We start from the raw sequence: 17288 nt of genomic DNA on the forward strand, positions 1-17288 counted from the left end.
CCGTTTCCGTTACGCACAGGGCTGGGCGGCGTGGTGGCGGCCGGCGATGGTGGCGAAATACACGTCCTCCAGGTCACCGATGGCTTCCTCGAAACCGTCGCCCGGATCGTCCTCGCTGTACACGTGGATCAGCGTGCGGCCCGACAGCAGGCGCGACGAGATCACCGGGTGGCGCAGCTGGAAGCTGGGCAGGTCGCGCTTGTCGATGAAGCGCACCCAGATCTTGTCGCTGACCTCGTCGATCAGCTGCTGGGTCGGGCCGCACAGCAGCACGTGGCCGTGGTTGATGATGGCCATGTTGGCGCACAGGTCGGCCACGTCGCTGACGATGTGGGTCGACAGCAGCACGGTGCGGTCGTCGCCGATGTCCGACAGCAGGTTGTGGAAGCGCACCCGTTCTTGCGGGTCCAGGCCGGCCGTCGGCTCGTCCACGATGATCAGGCGCGGATCGCCCAGCAGGGCCTGGGCGATGCCGAAGCGCTGCCGCATGCCGCCCGAGAAGCCGCCCAGGCGCTGGTGGCGCACATCGTACAGATTGGTTTGCTGCAACAGGCCGTCCACCACTTCGCGGCGCCGGGCCCGGTTCGACAAGCCCTTGAGCACGGCGAAGTGGTCGAGCAGCTCGTAGGCCGTCACCTTGGGATACAGGCCGAAGTCCTGCGGCAGGTAGCCGAGCAGGCGGCGGATCTCATCCTTTTCATCGAGCACATCGTATTCGCCGAAGAACACCGAACCGCTGTCACATTCCTGCAAGGTGGCCAGCGTGCGCATCAGGGTCGACTTGCCGGCGCCGTTGGGGCCGAGCAGGCCGAACATCCCGGCCGGGATCGTGAGCGAAATATTATCCAGTGCCACCACGCCGTTGGCGTAGGTCTTGGATAAGTTGCTGATGCGCAATTCCATTGTGACTCCTGTCCTGGTTCTGTAACGGCCGGTTGGCGGCATTGCAGAACGAATAAGCACTTTTTACATGGTGCATTGTATTGAATTTGCGACAGCCGCGGGGGGCGATTGCGACAGGCGGCGCGAAGGACGCGCCAGAGTGCGCAAACGGCGCACTGGAACGCGGGCCGCCGGCGGGGGCGCGGCGCGGCCCGTTGTAGGAACGTTAATTGCGAAACAGGACCTGCTCGCGGTTGAACCACCAGCGGCACAGGGCCAGCATGGCGCCGGCCGAGAGCGTGGTCGACAGCAGGATCACGGAAAACATGCGGTAATCCATGGTGCCCTTGACCAGCTCCTTCATGGCCAGCGACACATTGGTGAGCGGCACCATGGCCCAGAACCAGTTCATCTCCACGCCCGGCAGCAGGGCCACGATGGTGGGCAGGATGGTGACGATGATCAGCGGCGAGATCAGGCCGGCCGCTTCCTTGTAGCTCTTGGCGTAGACCGAGATGGCCAGCAGGATGGAGGCGAAGATCGCCGCCGTGGGGATCAGCATCAGCGCCACCATGGCCAGGTCGAGCACGCCGATGGCGTGCAGCATCATGGCCAGGTTGCCTTCGACGGCATGGCCGAAGAAGAACAGCAGCAAACCCAGGCTGACCACCATCAGCAGCGCCGAGGTCAGGCCGATCGTGAACAGCACCAGGAACTTGGCCACCACGATGGCCGAGCGCGGCACGGGCGCCAGCAGCAGCGTTTCCAGCGTGCCCCGTTCCTTCTCGCCCGCGGCCGTGTCGATGGCCGGGTACATGGCTGCCATCAGGCACACCATCAGCAGGATGTAGGGCAGGAAACCGCCGAACAGGGCGCCCATTTGTTCACGCTTGTCGGCGGTGGAATGCTCTTCGAGCTTGATCGGGTCGAGCGCGAAGCGCAACTGGTTCTGGCTCAGGCCCAGGGCCAGCAGCGCCTGTTCGCGCAGGGCGCTGTTCTGGGCGTGGATCACGGCCATCACGCGCTTGCGCGTCACGTCGATCGGTGTGGCGTTGTTGTAGTGCAGGGCGACGGCCGCCTGTTGCTGGCGCGCCAGCCGGTCTTCGAAGCCGTCCGGAATGACCAGCGCGAACTTGATGCGGTCGTCCGCGATGGCGGCCTTGATCTGCTCCGGCCCGGCCAGCTTCACTTCGCGGAACCCCTTCTCGTGGGCGAAGCGGGCGCTGAGCTGGGGCGCGTTCTGCTGGCCGAAGATGCTGTAGGTCATTTCCGCCGTGTTGGCATGGCGGAACATGGAGGAGGACAGGTAGCCAAAGCCGGTGAAGATCAGCGGCATGGCGAAGATGGGGATGAACACCGTGAAGATGAAGGTCTTGCGGTCGCGCACCAGCTCCAGCATTTCCTTCAGGTAGATGGTCCACATGGCGCGCCCCCGTGGTTGATGACGCAGATGAAGGCGTCGTACAGGTCGGCGCTGCCGCCCAGGTGGCGCAATTGCTCCGTGGTGCCGTGGAACGCCGTCTTGCCGTGGTTGATGATGCAGACCCGGTCGCACAGCTTTTCCACCTCGTGCAGGTGGTGGGTGGAAAAGATCAGCGGGATACGCAGCGCCTTGTAGCTGGCGATGAAGTCGAGCAGGATCTTGGACGACATCACGTCCAGTCCCGTGGTCGGCTCGTCCAGGATGACGATCTGCGGCTCGTGCACGACGGTGCGGGCGATCGCGCATTTCTGCTTCATGCCGGTCGATAGCTGGTCGGCCCGCTTGTTGCCGAATGCATGCATTTGCAGCAGGTCGAACAATTCGTCGCAGCGGCGTTGCAGGTAGGCCGGGCTCATGCCGTGCAGGCGGCCGAAATACTCGATGTTCTCACGCGCCGTCAGGCGGCCGTACAGCCCCGTGGTGCCGGACAGGAAGCCGATGCGCTGGCGCGCGGCCAGCGGGTCGGCCAGCAAATCCTCGCCGTTGGCCAGTACGCTGCCGGCGTCGGGCTTGAGTGCCGTCGACAGCAGGCGCAGGGTGGTGGTCTTGCCGGCGCCGTTCGGGCCCAGCAGGCCCAGCACCTCGCCCGGCGCGCAGCGGAAACTGACGTCGCGCACGGCATGGAACCAGCCATCATGCTCGCGCGGATCATGCAGCTGGTACGGTGTGCCTTTGTGCGACGGCAGCCGGAAACGCTTGGCCAGGCCCTTTACCTCGATCATCGGGCGTTCCTTATGACTCGGTAAGGTAGAGTAGCATGCAAAAATTCTGGCGTGCAAGGCACAAGCGCGGAATCTCTTGCTATAGTCTGCCCCATGAATCCGCAACTGCAGCAAAACATCCTGGCCGTCACCCGTTGCGGCACCAGCAAGAGCGAGGGCACCGGTTTTTTCCGCGTGGCCACGGGCCTCTGTTACCTGGCCAGCCTGATGACCAAGGAAAAACTCGACTTCAAGCAGATCGACCGCGCCTACAACCGCTTCATCTACCACAGCATCGGCCGCGGGCATAGCATCACCAGCGTGCTGCAGTTCATGAGCGGGGAGAAGGTGGTGCGGGTGGTCGAATCGAAGCGCTTCCTGGAGGCGTTCGCCACCTATTGCCCCGAAGTGCCGGTGGAGAGCATTCCATTCCTGCTGGGCCTGAACCTGGGCGTGGCCAAGGATATTTCCGGCATCGATGTGCGCGGCCCGGTGGCCGACTACATCGAGCGCCAGCGCCAGTTGCGCGAGGAAGCGGACGCCTGAACCCCGTCCGCCGGGCGCCATCTTTCCGCGATGGTCCTATAATGGCGCTTTCCGAACGATTGCGATAATGACCATGGCAGCGAACCGTTACCACCATCCCCTGGACCGTTTCATCGCCGGCGCCGACAAGGCGTTGCGCGTGATCACTGGCGTGGCGTCCGCGTCGCGCCCCACGCCGGGCGCGCACGCGGCCGACGGCGTGCTGAGCGAGGCCGAGCAGCGCCACAGCGCCGGCCTGATGCGCGTCAACCATGTGGGTGAAGTGTGCGCCCAGGCCCTGTACGACGCCCAAGCCCGTTTCGCCCACGGCGACGCCATGCGGGCCCAGTTTGAGCAGGCTGGACGGGAGGAGGAGGATCACCTGGCGTGGACCGCGCAGCGGCTGGCCGAGCTGGGCTCGCAGCCGAGCGTGCTGAACCCGTTCTTCTACGCGGGCGCGTATGCGCTGGGCACGGTGGCCGCCTACCTGGGCGACGCGCGCAGCCTGGGCTTTGTGGTGGAAACGGAACGCCAGGTGGAAGCCCATCTGGCCAGCCACCTGGAGAAACTGCCGCCGCAGGACGCCAAGTCGCGCGCCATCGTCGAGCAGATGCGGGTCGATGAAGTGGCGCATGGCGCGGCCGCGCAGGCGCTGGGCGCTGTCGAGCCGCCCGTGCCCGTCAAGCTGGCGATGACGGCCATGGCCAAGGTCATGACCGGCAGCGCCTACTACATTTAAGCGACTTCGTTTAAGCGACCTCGACGATCTCGAACGAGTGGGTGATCTCGGCCGTCTTGCCCAACATGATGGAAGCCGAGCAATATTTGTCGTGCGACAGCTTGATCGCCCGTTCCACGGACGCCGGCTTGAGGTTCTTGCCGGTGACGGTGAAGTGGAAGTTGATCTTGGTAAAGACCTTCGGTTCCGTGTCGGCCCGTTCGGCCTTCAGCGTGCATTCGCAGCCGCGCACGTCTTCGCGGCCCTTCTTCAGGATCAGCACCACGTCATAGGCGGTGCAGCCGCCCGTGCCCAGCAGCACCATTTCCATCGGACGCGGCGCCAGGTTGTGGCCGCCACCCTCGGGGGCGCCATCCATGTTGACCAGGTGGCCGGAGCCCGTCTGTGCCAAAAAACTCATGCCCGACGGGCCGTTCCAGCTCACTTTGCATTCCATGCCATTCTCCGGTTAAAAAAACTGGACTGTATTGTAATGGACGCGGGACGCCACCGTGGCGCGGCCCCGCAAAGCCGCACGGCGCTTGACCCGGCCGCCAACTGGCGGTTATAATTGCCGGCTTTCCGTTCGCTCAGGAAAGAATCAACAAAAAGGCCGAGTCCGCTGAAGCCATGGCGGAACCACCATATGAGCGTGTGTAATTCATTTAGGAAGTCAACATGAAAACTTTTTCCGCTAAAGGACATGAAGTCCAGCGCGACTGGTTCGTGATTGACGCGACGGACAAAGTCCTCGGACGTGTTGCCAGCGAAGTGGCACTCCGACTGCGCGGCAAACACAAGCCAGAATTTACTCCTCACGTCGATACCGGCGATTTCATCGTCATCATCAACGCAGGCAAACTGCGCGTGACCGGCACCAAAGCCACCGAGAAGACCTACTACCGTCACTCGGGCTACCCAGGCGGCATCTACGAAACCAACTTCCTGAAAATGCAACAGCGTTTCCCAGGTCGTGCGCTGGAAAAAGCGGTCAAGGGCATGCTGCCTAAGGGTCCGCTGGGCTACGCCATGATCAAGAAGCTGAAAGTGTACGCCGAAGGTTCGCACCCGCACGCTGCTCAGCAACCTAAAGCACTCGAAATCTAAGGAACTGACATGATCGGTAACTACAATTACGGCACCGGCCGTCGCAAGAGTGCAGTGGCTCGCGTGTTCATCAAAGTTGGCACTGGCCAAATCATCGTCAACGGCAAGCCAGCGGCTGAGTACTTCTCCCGCGAAACCGGCCTGATGGTTATTCGTCAACCGCTGGAACTGACCGGCAACGTCGAGCGTTTCGACATCAAGGTCAACGTGCACGGCGGCGGCGAGTCCGGCCAGGCAGGTGCAGTGCGCCACGGTATCACCCGCGCCCTGATCGACTACGATGCAGGCCTGAAGGGCGATCTGGCCCGCGCCGGCTTCGTGACCCGCGATGCACGTGAAGTTGAACGTAAAAAAGTTGGTCTGCGCAAAGCACGTCGCGCAAAGCAATTCTCGAAGCGTTAATTTCACGCTCTATCAGCGCACTGCTTGCGGTGCGCTGTACCAAAAAGCCGCCGGCATCCGCCAGGCGGCTTTTTGTTTTATGGTGCAGCGCCGCACGAATGCCGTCCATGCCTGATAAAATGGCAGACATTCTCCATTTACCCCTACCTTTCAAGGAAAGAACATGATCAAAGTTGGCATCGTCGGCGGCACCGGATACACGGGAGTGGAATTGCTGCGTCTGTTGGCCGTTCATCCCGACGTGCAGCTGACGGCCATCACCTCGCGCAAGGAAGACGGCTTGCCCGTGGCCGACATGTTCCCTTCGCTGCGCGGCCGCGTGAACCTGGCGTTTTCCTCGCCCGACAAGGCCGACCTGACCCAGTGCGACGTGGTGTTCTTCGCCACCCCGCACGGCGTGGCCATGGCCCAGGCGCCCGCCTTGCTGGCGGCCGGCGTGAAGGTGATCGACCTGGCGGCCGACTTCCGCCTGAAGGACCAGGCCACGTTCGAGCAGTGGTACAAGATTCCCCACACCTGCCCGGAACTGCTGGAACAAGCCGTGTACGGCCTGGTCGAGCTGAACCGCGATGCCATCAAGGGCGCCAAGCTGATCGCCAACCCCGGCTGCTACCCGACCACCATGCAACTGGGCTTCTACCCGCTGCTCAAGGCTGGCCTGGTGGATGCGGGCGGCCTGATCGCCGACTGCAAGTCGGGCGTGTCCGGCGCCGGCCGCAAGGCTGAAATCGCCACGCTGTTCTCCGAATCCAGCGACAACTTCAAGGCCTACGGCGTGGCCGGCCACCGTCACACACCGGAAACCGTGGCCCAGCTGCAGAATTTCACCGACCAGCCCGTCAACCTGATCTTCACGCCGCACCTGGTGCCGATGATCCGCGGCATGCACTCCACGCTGTACGCGCGCCTGACGCGCGACATCAGCAATGAGGAACTGCAAGCCTTGTTCGAAGCGCAATACGCCGACGCGGCCTTCGTGGACGTGATGCCGTTCGGCTCCCATCCGGAAACCCGTTCCACGCGCGGCTCCAACATGCTGCGCCTGGCGCTGCATCGCCACGGCAACATGGTGATCGTGCTGGTGGTGCAGGACAACCTGGTCAAAGGCGCATCGGGCCAGGCCGTGCAGTGCATGAACCTGATGTTCGGCCTGGACGAGGGCAAGGGCCTGAACCAGGTGGCGCTGCTGCCTTAATCAGCAGCCTCGGAAAACGGCGAGGCAGATCAAGGCGGGCGGCGCCAAACTTGGGCATAGTCAGGCATGCCGGTGTCCGCTGCCGGCCTTGCCGGGGAGTGCCATGTTCGCCAAAGCCCGTAATCCGATGGAAAGCCTGATCGGCCCGGCCACCCGGATCGACGGGCATTTGCTGTTCCGGGGCGGGCTGCGCATCGACGGCAAGGTGGTGGGCAGCGTGTGCGCGGAGCCGGGGCAGGACAGTTACCTGGTGGTGTCCGAGCATGCCTGCATCGACGGCGAGGTGCGCTGCGGCCACCTGATTGTGAACGGCGAGATACGCGGCGCTATCCATGCGGCTGAAAGGGTTGAAATTCAGCCCAAAGCCCGTATCGTAGGGGATGTTTATTACAAGGTGCTGGAAATGCACGGTGGCGCCCAGGTGCTGGGCAAGCTGGCCTGGCGCGACGGCGCCGCTGCGGCGGGCCAGGACGCTGCGATTGGCGTGGTCGAGAGCATAAATTGCGCCAAAGGTCTATAATGTACGGAATGATTTTATGTAGGAGTCTGATATGAGTGCTGTTGCTGAAGCGCAAGATGTAATCCCGTCGCCTATCAATTTTACCGATAGCGCGGCTGAGAAGGTCGCCCAGCTGATCGAGGAAGAGGGCAATCCTGACCTGAAACTGCGCGTCTTCGTGCAAGGTGGCGGCTGTTCCGGCTTCCAGTACGGCTTCACGTTCGATGAAATCATCAACGAAGACGACACCACCATGATCAAGAACGGCGTCACCCTGCTGATCGACTCGATGAGCTACCAGTACCTGGTGGGCGCGGAAATCGACTACAAGGATGACCTGGAAGGCGCCCAGTTCGTGATCAAGAACCCGACCGCCAGCTCGACCTGCGGCTGCGGTTCCTCGTTCTCGGTCTGAGTTGCACCCCTGAACGCACAGCCGCCAGCGCGGCTGTGGCGTCTTCGCATACACGGCGGACAGCGCAAGCTGCTCCGCCGTTGTTGTTTTTGGGGACGCCTGCCGCTTGCCGGGGGTGTCCGCAGCGTGCCGCCTGCCGCTTGCCGGGCGCGCGCGATGGCCGCGTCAGCGCGGGTACAGCGCGCCCAGTATCCGTTCCCCCGCCGCACCCGTGACGGCAGGCAGGTTGCCGGCCAGCCGCTCGCTAAAGCGGTAACCGAGCCAGGCGAACGCCAGCGCCTCCACCCGGTTCGGCGCCACTCCCAGCGCGTCGGTCGACGCCACCGTCACTTTGCCGTCCAGCGCAGCCGCCAGCATGCGCAACAGCGTCCCGTTGCAGGCACCGCCACCGCACACGTAGACCGCGTCCGCTTGCGCGCCGTAGCGCTGGATCGCTTGCGCCAGCGTGACGGCCGTCAATTGCGTCAGCGTTGCTTGCACGTCCGCTTGCGCGGCGCCGGGGAAGGCGGCCAGATGGGCGTCGAGCCAGTGCATGTGGAACAGGTCGCGCCCCGTGCTCTTGGGGGCTGGCAAGGCGAAGAACGGCTCGGTCAGCATGGCTTGGAGCAGCGGCGTGATGACCGTACCGCTGGCGGCCCAGGCACCGTCGGCGTCATACTCCTTGCCCAGGTGGCGAGCAATCCAGCCATCCATCAGCACATTGCCCGGTCCCGTGTCGAAGCCGGTCACGCTGCCATCGCTGTGCAGCACGCTGATGTTGGCAATGCCGCCGATGTTGGCCACCACACGGGCCTGCCCGGCAAGGCCGAACAAGGCTTGATGGAAGGCCGGTACCAGCGGCGCGCCCTGGCCGCCGGCCGCGATGTCGCGGCTGCGGAAGTCGGCGATCACGTCGATGCCGCACAGTTCGGCCAGCAGGGCGGGGTTGTTGGTCTGCCGCGTAAAACCGAGTTCGGGCCGGTGGCGGATGGTCTGGCCATGGACGGCCACCGCGCGCACCGCCGATGGCGCCAGGCTGGCTTGCGCCAGCAGGTCCGCCACGCAGCGCGCATAGCAGGTCGCCAGTTGATTGGCGGCCAGCGCCTCGCGTTCGATTTCGTCAGGTCCCGCCGCTTGCAGCGCCATCAGTTCGGCCCGCAGTGCAGGCGGGAACGGCAGGTAGGCGGCCGCCAGCGTGCGGACGGCGCTGCCGTCGAAGTCGGCCAGCGCGCCATCGACGCCATCGAGGCTGGTGCCGGACATAAGACCGATGTACAGGGCCATGAAGACATCCTTGGAACAGCGGAGTCGGTTCCGGCATGCCGACATGCGCACGTGTCCGGATGCCGGAACTGACTTCCGGGGTGGTTAAAGCGTGTATTTTGCCTCAGCGCTTGTGTTCCTGCGCGAACAATTGACATCCCGGCCGACGAAAAAAAACAGGCCGCGCTGGCCTGTTTTTTCGTTGGCGCTGGCCAGCCTTACTTGGCGGCCACGCGGGTGCTGCCGGCACCGACCGGCTGCAGCAGCGCGAAGCGGTGCGACATGTCGGCGGCATAGGCCTTGAAGCGGGCCATCTCGGCGGCCGTCAGCGGCGCCTGGGCTTGCACGTTCAGCTTCGACGGGTCCTTGGCTTCGCCACCGACGCGGAATTCGTAGTGCAGGTGGGCGCCCGTGGACCAGCCCGTGGTGCCGACATAGCCGATCACGTCACCCTGGCTGACCTTGCTGCCCTTCTTGATGCCGGGCGCGAAACGGCTCATGTGCGCGTAAGCCGTGGTGTAGTTAGCCCAGTGCTTGAGCACGACCACGTTGCCGTAACCGTTCTGCGTGCCTTCGAAGTCGACCACGCCATCGCCGGCCGCGCGGATCGGGGTGCCGGTCGGTGCGGGGAAGTCGATGCCCTTGTGCTGTTTCCACTGGCCCGAGATCGGGTGCACGCGCATGGCGAATCCGGACGAGATACGGCTGAATTCCACGGGCGACTTGAGGAAGGCTTTCTTGAGCGACTTGCCGTCGAAGCTGAAGTAGCCGCCGCCTTGCTTGCTTTGCGGATCTTCGAACCAGACCGACTGATAGGTGGTGCCGTGGTTGGTGAATTCACCGGCCAGGATGCGGCCCGCGCGCACGAACTCGCCGTTCTGCCAGAACGTTTCATAGACCACGTTGAAATGGTCGCCGCGCTTCAGGTCACCACGGAAGTCGATGTTGGTCGAGAACATCTCGATGATCTGCTTGACGATGGAGTCCGGCAGCTTGGCGCCGTCGTCGCTCGAATCGGTGGCCGCGTACAGCGTCGAGGTGATGGTGCGCGCGTGCATCTCGATGCGGCGTTCCAGCTTGGCCGCTTCTTCCTTGGCCTCGAAGCTGTCGCCCTTGCGGGTGATCGAGATGTTCTTGACCGGCATGTCCTTGCCGTCGACCACGGTCGCCTGCAGCCATTGCAGGTTGCCTTCGTCGTCCGTCTGCGCTTGCACGCGCTTGCCGGTGGTCAGTTGCATCACGCCGCGCGCTACCTTGTCCTTCTTGATGAAGGTCTCGGCCGCTTCGTCGTCCACGCCCAGGCGGTTCAGCAGCGCAGCCAGCGTGTCGCCGGCCCGTACTTTTTCCTCATGGATGTAGTGCTCGTTGGTCTGCTGCTGTTCCAGCGCGGCGATCTGCGTGGACAGGTTGGGCAGGGCCAGTTCCTCGGACACGGATTTCACGGGCAAATCCGCGGCATCCGGTGCCAGCGGCGCGACGCCGGCCGCACCGAACGCGCACACTGCCAGAAACAGTGCGGAGGCGCTGATGATGCGTGCCTTGCGCGTCGATCCTAGCAGTGTGAACAAGCGTGAGCTTGTGAATTTGTTTGTAGGGTTCATGCAATCAGTTAAAATTTGCCGCTTGAACTATTCAGGAACGTTTAATTTTTCTTATTCTTTATTCGGTTCGTTTTCATACGGCAAGATTGATGGGATCGGGCATTATAACAAACTCCTGAGCCAGCCTACCTTTTTCGGAAAATCGTTTACAAACATATGGATACCTCGTCTGCATCGCCTAAGAAGGCACCCGCCCCCGTCCTGCCGCTGTCGGACCGCGTCCAGGAAGCTCTTGCCATCACCAAGCGCGGTGTCGACGAGCTGCTGGTCGAAAGCGAGTTCGCGCAAAAGCTCGCGCGTTCCGAGCAAAGCGGCGTGCCGCTGCGCGTCAAGCTGGGCCTGGACCCGACCGCGCCCGACCTGCACCTGGGCCACACCGTGGTGCTCAACAAGATGCGCCAGTTGCAGGACCTGGGCCATCAGGTGATCTTCCTGATCGGCGACTTCACCTCCATGATCGGCGACCCGTCCGGCCGCAACGTCACGCGTCCGCCGCTGACCCGCGAGCAGGTCGAGGAAAACGCGATGACCTATTTCAAGCAGGCGTCGCTGGTGCTCGACCCGTCGCGCACCGAAATCCGCTACAACTCCGAGTGGTGCGATCCGCTGGGCGCACGCGGCATGATCCAACTGGCCTCGCGTTACACGGTGGCACGCATGATGGAGCGCGACGATTTCAGCAAACGCTTCAAGAGTGGGACTCCGATTGCGGTCCATGAGTTCCTCTATCCGCTGATGCAGGGTTACGATTCCGTCGCGCTCAAGGCCGACCTGGAGCTGGGCGGCACCGACCAGAAGTTCAACCTGCTGGTGGGCCGCGAACTGCAGAAGGATTACGACCAGGAACAGCAGTGCATCCTGACCATGCCGCTGCTGGAAGGCCTGGATGGCGTCGACAAGATGTCCAAGTCCAAGAACAACTACATCGGCATCACGGAACCGGGCAACACCATGTTCGCCAAGCTGATGAGCATTTCCGACGTGATGATGTGGCGCTACTACGAGTTGCTGTCGTTCCGCTCGCTGGCTGAACTGGCCCAGCTGAAACAGGAAGTGGCCGACGGCAAGAACCCGCGCGACGCGAAAGTGGCGCTGGCGCAGGAGATCGTGACCCGCTTCCATTCGCAGCAGGCGGCCGAGGAGGCGCTGGCCGATTTCGTCAACCGTTCCAAGGGCGGCATCCCGGACGACGTGCCGGAAGTGGCGCTGTCCGGCGCGCCGGTCGGCATCGCCCAGTTGCTCAAGCAGGCCGGCCTGTGCCCGTCCACGTCGGAAGCGATGCGCATGGTCGACCAGGGCGGTGTGCGCCTCGATGGCACCGTGATCAGCGACAAAGCCGTCAAGATCGAAGCCGGCACCTTCGTGCTGCAAGTGGGCAAGCGCAAGTTCGCGCGCGTCACGCTGAGCGCATGATCGCACTGCTGCAACGGGTCACGCGCGCCAATGTGGTGGTGGAGGGCGCCGTCATCGGCGCCATCGACGCCGGCTTGATGGTGCTGGTGTGCGCCGAGCGGGGCGACACCGAACGCGAAGCGGACGCGCTGCTGACCAAGCTGCTCGGCTACCGCGTGTTCGCCGATGCGGCCGGCAAGATGAACCTGAGCGTGACGGACGTGGCCGGCGGCCTGCTGCTGGTGCCCCAGTTCACGCTGGCGGCCGACACCAAATCCGGCAGCAGGCCTTCGTTCACGCCAGCCGCCAGTCCGGAGGACGGCCGCCGCCTGTTCGACCATTTCGTGGCCCAGGCCCGCGCCCGCCATCCGGTGGTGGCCACCGGCCAGTTCGGCGCCGACATGCAAGTGTCGCTGACGAACGACGGTCCGGTCACGTTCTGGCTGCAAACTTCGCCCAAATAGTATGATGGTTTGCGTGCGCTCAACGCCGCGCGCAAATCTGGCCAGAACATGGAGAGCGGAGCGGGGGAGCGATGAGACTGTGGAGTGAAACATTCCGCGACGGCGGCGCCATCCCTGCCGGCTGCGCGTTCGCCGCCATCGATCCCGCCAGCCGGGTGCGCCTGTCCGATAACCGCCATCCCCACCTGGCCTGGGACGAGGTGCCGGCCGGCACCGAGTCGCTGGTGTTGTTCTGCATCGACGGCGACGCGCCCCTGGATGGCGGCGACGTCAACCAGGAAGGCCGCAGTCTGCCGGCCACGCTGCCGCGCGGCGACTTCTTCCACTGGACCCTGATCGACCTGCCGCCCACCGTGCGCGCGCTGCCCGAGGGTGCGCTGGCGTCCGGCGTGGTGGCGCATGGCAAGCCGGGACCCGGCGTGACGCTGACGGCCAATGGCGCCACCCATGCGCTGCGCCAGGGCATCAACGACTACACGGCCTGGTTCGCGCACGACCCGGACATGGCCGGCGACTATTACGGGTATGATGGCCCCTGTCCGCCGTGGAACGACGAGCGCCTGCACCATTACATCTTCCGCATTTATGCGCTCGATGTGCCCAGGCTGGGGCTGGAAGGGCGCTTTACCGGCCCCGAAGCGTACGCGGCGCTCCACGGCCACATAATTGATGAAGCACAATTGATCGGCACTTATACCCTCAACCCGGCGCTGGTGCCCCCTCATAAATAAAATTGCATGAAACATACGACTATTTTGCTGATTCGCCACGGCGAAACGGCCTGGAACGCCGCGCGCCGCTTGCAGGGCCACACCGATATCGCGCTGAACGAGGAAGGCGAGCGTCAGGCTGAAGCGCTGGGCCGCGCGCTGGCCGGCGAACGGCTGGATGCCATCATCGCCAGCGACCTCGAACGCGCCGTGCAGACGGCCCATGCCGTGGCCGGCCAGCACGGCATGCCCGTGCACACCGACCCCGGCCTGCGCGAACGCTGCTACGGCGTGTTCGAAGGCATGCTGTACGCCGAGATCGCCGAGCGTTACCCGGCCGACTATGCGCTGTGGCAGGCGCGCGATGTGGATGCCGTGATGCCGGGCGGCGCCCGTCCGGCCGAAAGTTTCCGCCAGTTCTACCGCCGCGCCATCGGCGGCATCGCCCACTGGGCCGGCCGCCATCCGGGCCAGACCATCGCCGTGGTGGCCCATGGCGGCGTGCTCGAATGCGCCTACCGGGAAGCGGTCGGCATGACGCTCGACAGCCCGCGCGACTTCCAGGTCAAGAACGCCAGCGTCAACCGGTTCACCTACGGCGACGGCAAGCTGACCCTGGCCAGCTGGGGCGAAGTGGACCACCTGAGCCCCGCCGCCCTCGACGAATTGAGCTGAACGCGCGTGCTAAATTTTCCACGCCAGCAATACTAATTCGCGTCTGTCAAGCGCCTGGACAACAGTTCTGTTGAAAAATAGTGCTTATAAATTGAGCAGTCCTTCGGTTAAAATAGAAGGTTCCTTGTTCCCGTTCAGGCAAGTCCAGTGCAAATCGGCCCTTATTTATTGCGTAACAATGTATTCGTCGCCCCCATGGCGGGTGTGACGGATCGTCCGTTCCGGCAGCTGTGCAAGCAGCTCGGCGCGGGCTACGCGGTATCCGAGATGGCCGCCTCCAATCCGCGGCTGTGGGCCACGGAAAAGAGTTCGCGCCGGATCGACCATGCGGGGGAAATGGAACCGAAGGCGGTGCAGATCGCCGGCGCCGATCCCCAGGACCTGGCCGACTGCGCCCGCTTCAACGTCGAGCGCGGCGCCCAGATCATCGACATCAACATGGGCTGTCCCGTGAAAAAGGTGTGCAACAGCTGGTGCGGTTCGGCCCTGTTGCAGGACGAGGCGCTGGTCAAGGAGATCCTGCATGCCGTGGTGGGCGCGGTGGACGTGCCCGTCACGCTGAAGTTCCGCACTGGCTGGAACCGCGCCAACAAGAACGCGCTGACCATCGCCCGCATCGCCGAGGACGCCGGGATCGCCATGCTGACCTTGCATGGCCGCACCCGCGCCGACGGCTACAAGGGCGACGCCGAGTACGACACCATCGCCGCCGTCAAGCGGGCCGTGGCCATTCCCGTGGTGGCCAACGGCGACATCACCTCCCCGGAAAAAGCCCGCTACGTGCTGGACCAGACCGGCGCCGACGCCATCATGGTCGGCCGCGCGGCCCAGGGCCGGCCCTGGATCTTCCGCGAAATCGACCATTATCTGCGCACCGGCAAGCACTTGCCGGCGCCTTACGTGGACGAAGTGCGGACGCTGATGGACGAACATTTGCGGGCCCACTACGCGTTCTACGGCGAATACCTGGGCGTGCGCACGGCCCGGAAGCATATCGGCTGGTATGTGCGCGACCTGGAGGGCGGCGAAGCGTTCCGCCAGCAAATGAACTTGCTGGAGTCGACGGACGCGCAGTTGCAAGCCGTCGACCAGTTCTTTGAATCGCAGTGGCGTTTTGGCGAGCGGTTACAATACCGCCTCCCGGAACCAGCGGAGGCCGCATAACGGTCCTCCGTAGCTTCAAACAAGGTAGAAAAAAAAGGGCAAACGCTGCTGCCGCGTGATCCGCGACAACGGCGTCATAACAGATCAATTAGCCGAACGGTAACAAAATGAGCAAAGAAAGCATCCAGGAAGTGGTCCAGAAAAGCCTTGAAGATTACTTCAACGACCTGGGCGAGCAACAAGCATCGAATATCTACGACATGGTCGTGCTGACCGTGGAAAAGCCCATCCTCGAAGTCGTGATGACGCGCGCCGACGGCAACCAGTCGCACGCCGCGCAAATGCTGGGCATCAACCGCAACACCCTGCGCAAGAAACTGCAAGAGCACGGCCTGCTGTAAGCGCGCGCGACCTTCCGGCACCTGGGTGGCTGTGGATGGCCGCCGGCGCCGGGGCCTGAACCAAGAATACTCAACCAATTAGCCATAGCCATGATTAAACAAGCACTCATCTCCGTATCCGACAAGACCGGCGTCCTGGACTTCGCCCGCGCCCTGGCGGCCATGGGCGTCAACCTGCTGTCGACCGGCGGCACCGCCAAACTGCTGGCCGACAACGGCCTGGCCGTGACCGAGGTGGCCGACTACACCGGCTTCCCGGAGATGCTGGACGGCCGCGTGAAAACGCTGCACCCGAAAGTGCACGGCGGCATCCTGGCCCGTCGCGATTTCCCTGAGCACATGGCCAAGCTGGAAGAGCACAACATGCCGACCATCGACATGGTGGTGGTCAACCTGTACCCGTTCCAGGCCACGGTGGCCAAGGATAGCTGCACGCTGGAAGACGCGATCGAGAACATCGACATCGGCGGCCCCACCATGCTGCGCTCGGCCGCCAAGAACCACAAGGACGTGGTGGTGATCTGCGACCCGGCCGACTACGGCGTGGTACTGGCGGAAATGAAGGGCACCGGCGGCGCCTCCGGCCAGGTCAGCTACGACACCCGCTTCAAGCTGGCCACCAAGGTCTACGCCCACACGGCCCAGTACGACGGCGCCATCACCAACTACCTGACCAGCCTGGGCGCCGACAAGGCCCACGCCACCCGCGCCGCCTACCCGCAAACGCTGAACGTCGCGTTCGAGAAAGTGCAGGACATGCGCTACGGCGAGAACCCGCACCAGAGCGCCGCCTTCTACCGCGACCTGCAACCGTCGGCCGGCGCGCTGGCCAACTACCGCCAGCTGCAAGGCAAGGAACTGTCGTACAACAACATCGCCGACGCCGACGCGGCCTGGGAATGCGTGAAGAGCCTGGGCGGCTTCGACCAGAGCGCCGCCTGCGTGATCGTCAAGCACGCCAACCCGTGCGGCGTGGCGCTGGGCGCCAACGCGGTCGATGCCTACAAGCGCGCGCTGCAGACCGACCCGACCTCGGCCTTCGGCGGCATCATCGCCTTCAACACGGAAGTGGACGGCGTGGCCGCCACCGAGCTGGCCAAGCTGTTCGTGGAAGTGCTGATCGCGCCGTCGTTCACGGCGGAAGCGCTGCAGATCCTGTCGGCCAAGCAGAACGTGCGCCTGCTGGAAATCCCGTTGGGCAACGGCATCAACGCGATGGACTTCAAGCGCGTGGGCGGCGGCCTGCTGGTGCAGTCGGCCGATGCCAAGAACGTGCTGGTGGGCGACCTGAAAGTGGTGACCAAGCTCCAGCCTACCCAGCAGCAGCTGCAGGACATGATGTTCGCGTGGCGCGTGGCCAAGTACGTCAAGTCGAACGCGATCGTGTTCTGCGGTAACAATATGACGCTGGGCGTGGGCGCCGGCCAGATGAGCCGTATCGACTCGGCCCGTATCGCCTCGATCAAGGCGCAGAACGCCGGCCTGTCGCTGACCAATTCGGTGGTGGCGTCGGACGCCTTCTTCCCGTTCCGCGACGGCCTCGACGTGGTGGTGGACGCGGGCGCGAACTGCGTGATCCATCCGGGCGGTTCGATGCGCGACCAGGAAGTGATCGACGCGGCCGACGAGCGCGGCGTGGTCATGGTTTACACCGGCACCCGTCACTTCCGCCATTAAGCATTTCCGCCGTCAGGCGTTAAGCTAAAAACGGCGTTGCTTCTACAGTGCGGCGGACCAGCGTGGTCCGCCGCACTGTTTTTATATACAGCATT

General features: G+C 63.8%; 19 protein-coding genes and 1 pseudogene. 14 read left to right on the forward strand and 6 right to left on the reverse strand.

Going from position 1 to position 17288, the window contains the following annotated elements; translation table 11 throughout:
• Positions 1-9 precede the first annotated feature (9 nt).
• From H3H37_RS04135 to H3H37_RS04145, 3 genes and pseudogenes are all read right to left on the reverse strand, one after another.
• Positions 10-903: an ABC transporter ATP-binding protein gene (locus H3H37_RS04135; protein ID WP_182160388.1), complete on the reverse strand. Its 894-nt coding sequence runs from the start codon at positions 901-903 to the stop codon at positions 10-12.
• A 205-nt stretch (positions 904-1108) separates the two neighbouring features.
• The gene (locus tag H3H37_RS04140) at positions 1109-2305 is read right to left on the reverse strand and encodes an ABC transporter permease (protein WP_182160389.1); all 1197 of its coding nucleotides are present in this window, start codon (positions 2303-2305) and stop codon (positions 1109-1111) included.
• Positions 2287-2970: pseudogene (locus H3H37_RS04145) on the reverse strand (ABC transporter ATP-binding protein); the annotation flags it as partial. The pseudogene H3H37_RS04145 and the gene H3H37_RS04140, both read right to left, overlap by 19 nt.
• A gap of 210 nt (positions 2971-3180) precedes the next feature.
• Between H3H37_RS04145 and H3H37_RS04150 the strand changes: the two are divergent.
• Both H3H37_RS04150 and coq7 read left to right on the forward strand, forming a co-directional pair.
• The gene (locus tag H3H37_RS04150) at positions 3181-3612 is read left to right on the forward strand and encodes a hypothetical protein (protein WP_182160391.1); all 432 of its coding nucleotides are present in this window, start codon (positions 3181-3183) and stop codon (positions 3610-3612) included.
• Positions 3613-3685: 73 nt separating this feature from the next.
• Complete coding sequence (gene coq7 / locus H3H37_RS04155) at positions 3686-4330, forward strand: 2-polyprenyl-3-methyl-6-methoxy-1,4-benzoquinone monooxygenase (RefSeq protein ID WP_182160392.1); 645 nt, start codon at positions 3686-3688, stop codon at positions 4328-4330.
• Positions 4331-4340: 10 nt separating this feature from the next.
• On the opposite strand, the gene H3H37_RS04160 is transcribed toward coq7, so the two are convergent.
• Positions 4341-4766, reverse strand: a complete 426-nt coding sequence (locus H3H37_RS04160) for an OsmC family protein (RefSeq protein WP_182160393.1) — start codon at positions 4764-4766, stop codon at positions 4341-4343.
• Positions 4767-4987: 221 nt separating this feature from the next.
• On the opposite strand from H3H37_RS04160, the gene rplM reads away from it, so the two are divergent.
• The 5 genes from rplM (at position 4988) to erpA (ending at position 7927) form a co-directional block, all read left to right on the forward strand.
• Positions 4988-5416, forward strand: coding sequence for a 50S ribosomal protein L13 (gene rplM, locus H3H37_RS04165; RefSeq protein WP_056157909.1), 429 nt, complete (start codon positions 4988-4990; stop codon positions 5414-5416).
• A 9-nt stretch (positions 5417-5425) separates the two neighbouring features.
• Positions 5426-5818, forward strand: a complete 393-nt coding sequence (rpsI, locus tag H3H37_RS04170; RefSeq protein ID WP_050409450.1) for a 30S ribosomal protein S9 — start codon at positions 5426-5428, stop codon at positions 5816-5818.
• 163 nt (positions 5819-5981) lie between these two features.
• The gene (gene argC, locus H3H37_RS04175; RefSeq protein ID WP_182160394.1) at positions 5982-7013 is read left to right on the forward strand and encodes an N-acetyl-gamma-glutamyl-phosphate reductase; all 1032 of its coding nucleotides are present in this window, start codon (positions 5982-5984) and stop codon (positions 7011-7013) included.
• A gap of 103 nt (positions 7014-7116) precedes the next feature.
• Positions 7117-7533, forward strand: coding sequence for a bactofilin family protein (locus H3H37_RS04180; RefSeq protein ID WP_182160395.1), 417 nt, complete (start codon positions 7117-7119; stop codon positions 7531-7533).
• Between the two features lie 31 nt (positions 7534-7564).
• A complete protein-coding gene (gene erpA, locus H3H37_RS04185) occupies positions 7565-7927 on the forward strand; it encodes an iron-sulfur cluster insertion protein ErpA (RefSeq protein ID WP_182160396.1) in 363 nt (120 codons plus the stop codon).
• 165 nt (positions 7928-8092) lie between these two features.
• Here erpA and H3H37_RS04190 read toward each other — a convergent pair whose 3' ends face one another.
• Entirely contained in the window at positions 8093-9190 is a 1098-nt protein-coding gene (locus H3H37_RS04190; RefSeq protein WP_182160397.1) for an anhydro-N-acetylmuramic acid kinase, read from the reverse strand.
• A 197-nt stretch (positions 9191-9387) separates the two neighbouring features.
• Positions 9388-10770: a M23 family metallopeptidase gene (locus H3H37_RS04195; protein ID WP_182160398.1), complete on the reverse strand. Its 1383-nt coding sequence runs from the start codon at positions 10768-10770 to the stop codon at positions 9388-9390.
• Positions 10771-10926: 156 nt separating this feature from the next.
• On the opposite strand from H3H37_RS04195, the gene tyrS reads away from it, so the two are divergent.
• The 7 genes from tyrS (at position 10927) to purH (ending at position 17193) form a co-directional block, all read left to right on the forward strand.
• Positions 10927-12183 (forward strand): tyrosine--tRNA ligase, encoded by a 1257-nt coding sequence (gene tyrS / locus H3H37_RS04200; protein ID WP_182160399.1) that lies wholly within the window; start codon positions 10927-10929, stop codon positions 12181-12183.
• A complete protein-coding gene (gene dtd / locus H3H37_RS04205; protein ID WP_182160400.1) occupies positions 12180-12626 on the forward strand; it encodes a D-aminoacyl-tRNA deacylase in 447 nt (148 codons plus the stop codon). The genes tyrS and dtd overlap by 4 nt, the downstream gene beginning before the upstream one ends.
• Before the next feature lie 71 nt (positions 12627-12697).
• Complete coding sequence (locus H3H37_RS04210; RefSeq protein ID WP_182160401.1) at positions 12698-13357, forward strand: YbhB/YbcL family Raf kinase inhibitor-like protein; 660 nt, start codon at positions 12698-12700, stop codon at positions 13355-13357.
• A 6-nt stretch (positions 13358-13363) separates the two neighbouring features.
• Positions 13364-14011, forward strand: a complete 648-nt coding sequence (locus H3H37_RS04215) for a histidine phosphatase family protein (protein WP_182160402.1) — start codon at positions 13364-13366, stop codon at positions 14009-14011.
• A 147-nt stretch (positions 14012-14158) separates the two neighbouring features.
• A complete protein-coding gene (gene dusB, locus H3H37_RS04220) occupies positions 14159-15175 on the forward strand; it encodes a tRNA dihydrouridine synthase DusB (RefSeq protein WP_182160403.1) in 1017 nt (338 codons plus the stop codon).
• A gap of 107 nt (positions 15176-15282) precedes the next feature.
• On the forward strand, positions 15283-15516 hold the full coding sequence (locus H3H37_RS04225) for a helix-turn-helix domain-containing protein (RefSeq protein WP_008445162.1): 234 nt from the start codon (positions 15283-15285) through the stop codon (positions 15514-15516).
• Between the two features lie 90 nt (positions 15517-15606).
• On the forward strand, positions 15607-17193 hold the full coding sequence (gene purH / locus H3H37_RS04230) for a bifunctional phosphoribosylaminoimidazolecarboxamide formyltransferase/IMP cyclohydrolase (protein ID WP_182160404.1): 1587 nt from the start codon (positions 15607-15609) through the stop codon (positions 17191-17193).
• The last annotated feature ends 95 nt before the right edge of the window (positions 17194-17288 follow it).

This window comes from Rugamonas brunnea, assembly GCF_014042345.1.
Classification (GTDB): Bacteria; Pseudomonadota; Gammaproteobacteria; order Burkholderiales; family Burkholderiaceae_D; genus Rugamonas; species Rugamonas brunnea.

What these genes read in the sequence shown, in the direction of transcription:
- H3H37_RS04150 (WP_182160391.1), top strand. Translation starts at nt 3,181, where the DNA reads ATGAATCCGCAACTGCAGCAAAACATCCTGGCCGTCACCCGTTGCGGC.
- erpA (WP_182160396.1), top strand. Translation starts at nt 7,565, where the DNA reads ATGAGTGCTGTTGCTGAAGCGCAAGATGTAATCCCGTCGCCTATCAAT.
- H3H37_RS04210 (WP_182160401.1), top strand. Translation starts at nt 12,698, where the DNA reads ATGAGACTGTGGAGTGAAACATTCCGCGACGGCGGCGCCATCCCTGCC.
- H3H37_RS04160 (WP_182160393.1), bottom strand. Translation starts at nt 4,766, where the DNA reads ATGGAATGCAAAGTGAGCTGGAACGGCCCGTCGGGCATGAGTTTTTTG.
- purH (WP_182160404.1), top strand. Translation starts at nt 15,607, where the DNA reads ATGATTAAACAAGCACTCATCTCCGTATCCGACAAGACCGGCGTCCTG.
- coq7 (WP_182160392.1), top strand. Translation starts at nt 3,686, where the DNA reads ATGGCAGCGAACCGTTACCACCATCCCCTGGACCGTTTCATCGCCGGC.
- dtd (WP_182160400.1), top strand. Translation starts at nt 12,180, where the DNA reads ATGATCGCACTGCTGCAACGGGTCACGCGCGCCAATGTGGTGGTGGAG.
- rplM (WP_056157909.1), top strand. Translation starts at nt 4,988, where the DNA reads ATGAAAACTTTTTCCGCTAAAGGACATGAAGTCCAGCGCGACTGGTTC.
- H3H37_RS04225 (WP_008445162.1), top strand. Translation starts at nt 15,283, where the DNA reads ATGAGCAAAGAAAGCATCCAGGAAGTGGTCCAGAAAAGCCTTGAAGAT.
- H3H37_RS04190 (WP_182160397.1), bottom strand. Translation starts at nt 9,190, where the DNA reads ATGGCCCTGTACATCGGTCTTATGTCCGGCACCAGCCTCGATGGCGTC.
- H3H37_RS04215 (WP_182160402.1), top strand. Translation starts at nt 13,364, where the DNA reads ATGAAACATACGACTATTTTGCTGATTCGCCACGGCGAAACGGCCTGG.
- H3H37_RS04135 (WP_182160388.1), bottom strand. Translation starts at nt 903, where the DNA reads ATGGAATTGCGCATCAGCAACTTATCCAAGACCTACGCCAACGGCGTG.
- argC (WP_182160394.1), top strand. Translation starts at nt 5,982, where the DNA reads ATGATCAAAGTTGGCATCGTCGGCGGCACCGGATACACGGGAGTGGAA.
- H3H37_RS04195 (WP_182160398.1), bottom strand. Translation starts at nt 10,770, where the DNA reads ATGAACCCTACAAACAAATTCACAAGCTCACGCTTGTTCACACTGCTA.
- H3H37_RS04180 (WP_182160395.1), top strand. Translation starts at nt 7,117, where the DNA reads ATGTTCGCCAAAGCCCGTAATCCGATGGAAAGCCTGATCGGCCCGGCC.
- H3H37_RS04140 (WP_182160389.1), bottom strand. Translation starts at nt 2,305, where the DNA reads ATGTGGACCATCTACCTGAAGGAAATGCTGGAGCTGGTGCGCGACCGC.
- tyrS (WP_182160399.1), top strand. Translation starts at nt 10,927, where the DNA reads ATGGATACCTCGTCTGCATCGCCTAAGAAGGCACCCGCCCCCGTCCTG.
- rpsI (WP_050409450.1), top strand. Translation starts at nt 5,426, where the DNA reads ATGATCGGTAACTACAATTACGGCACCGGCCGTCGCAAGAGTGCAGTG.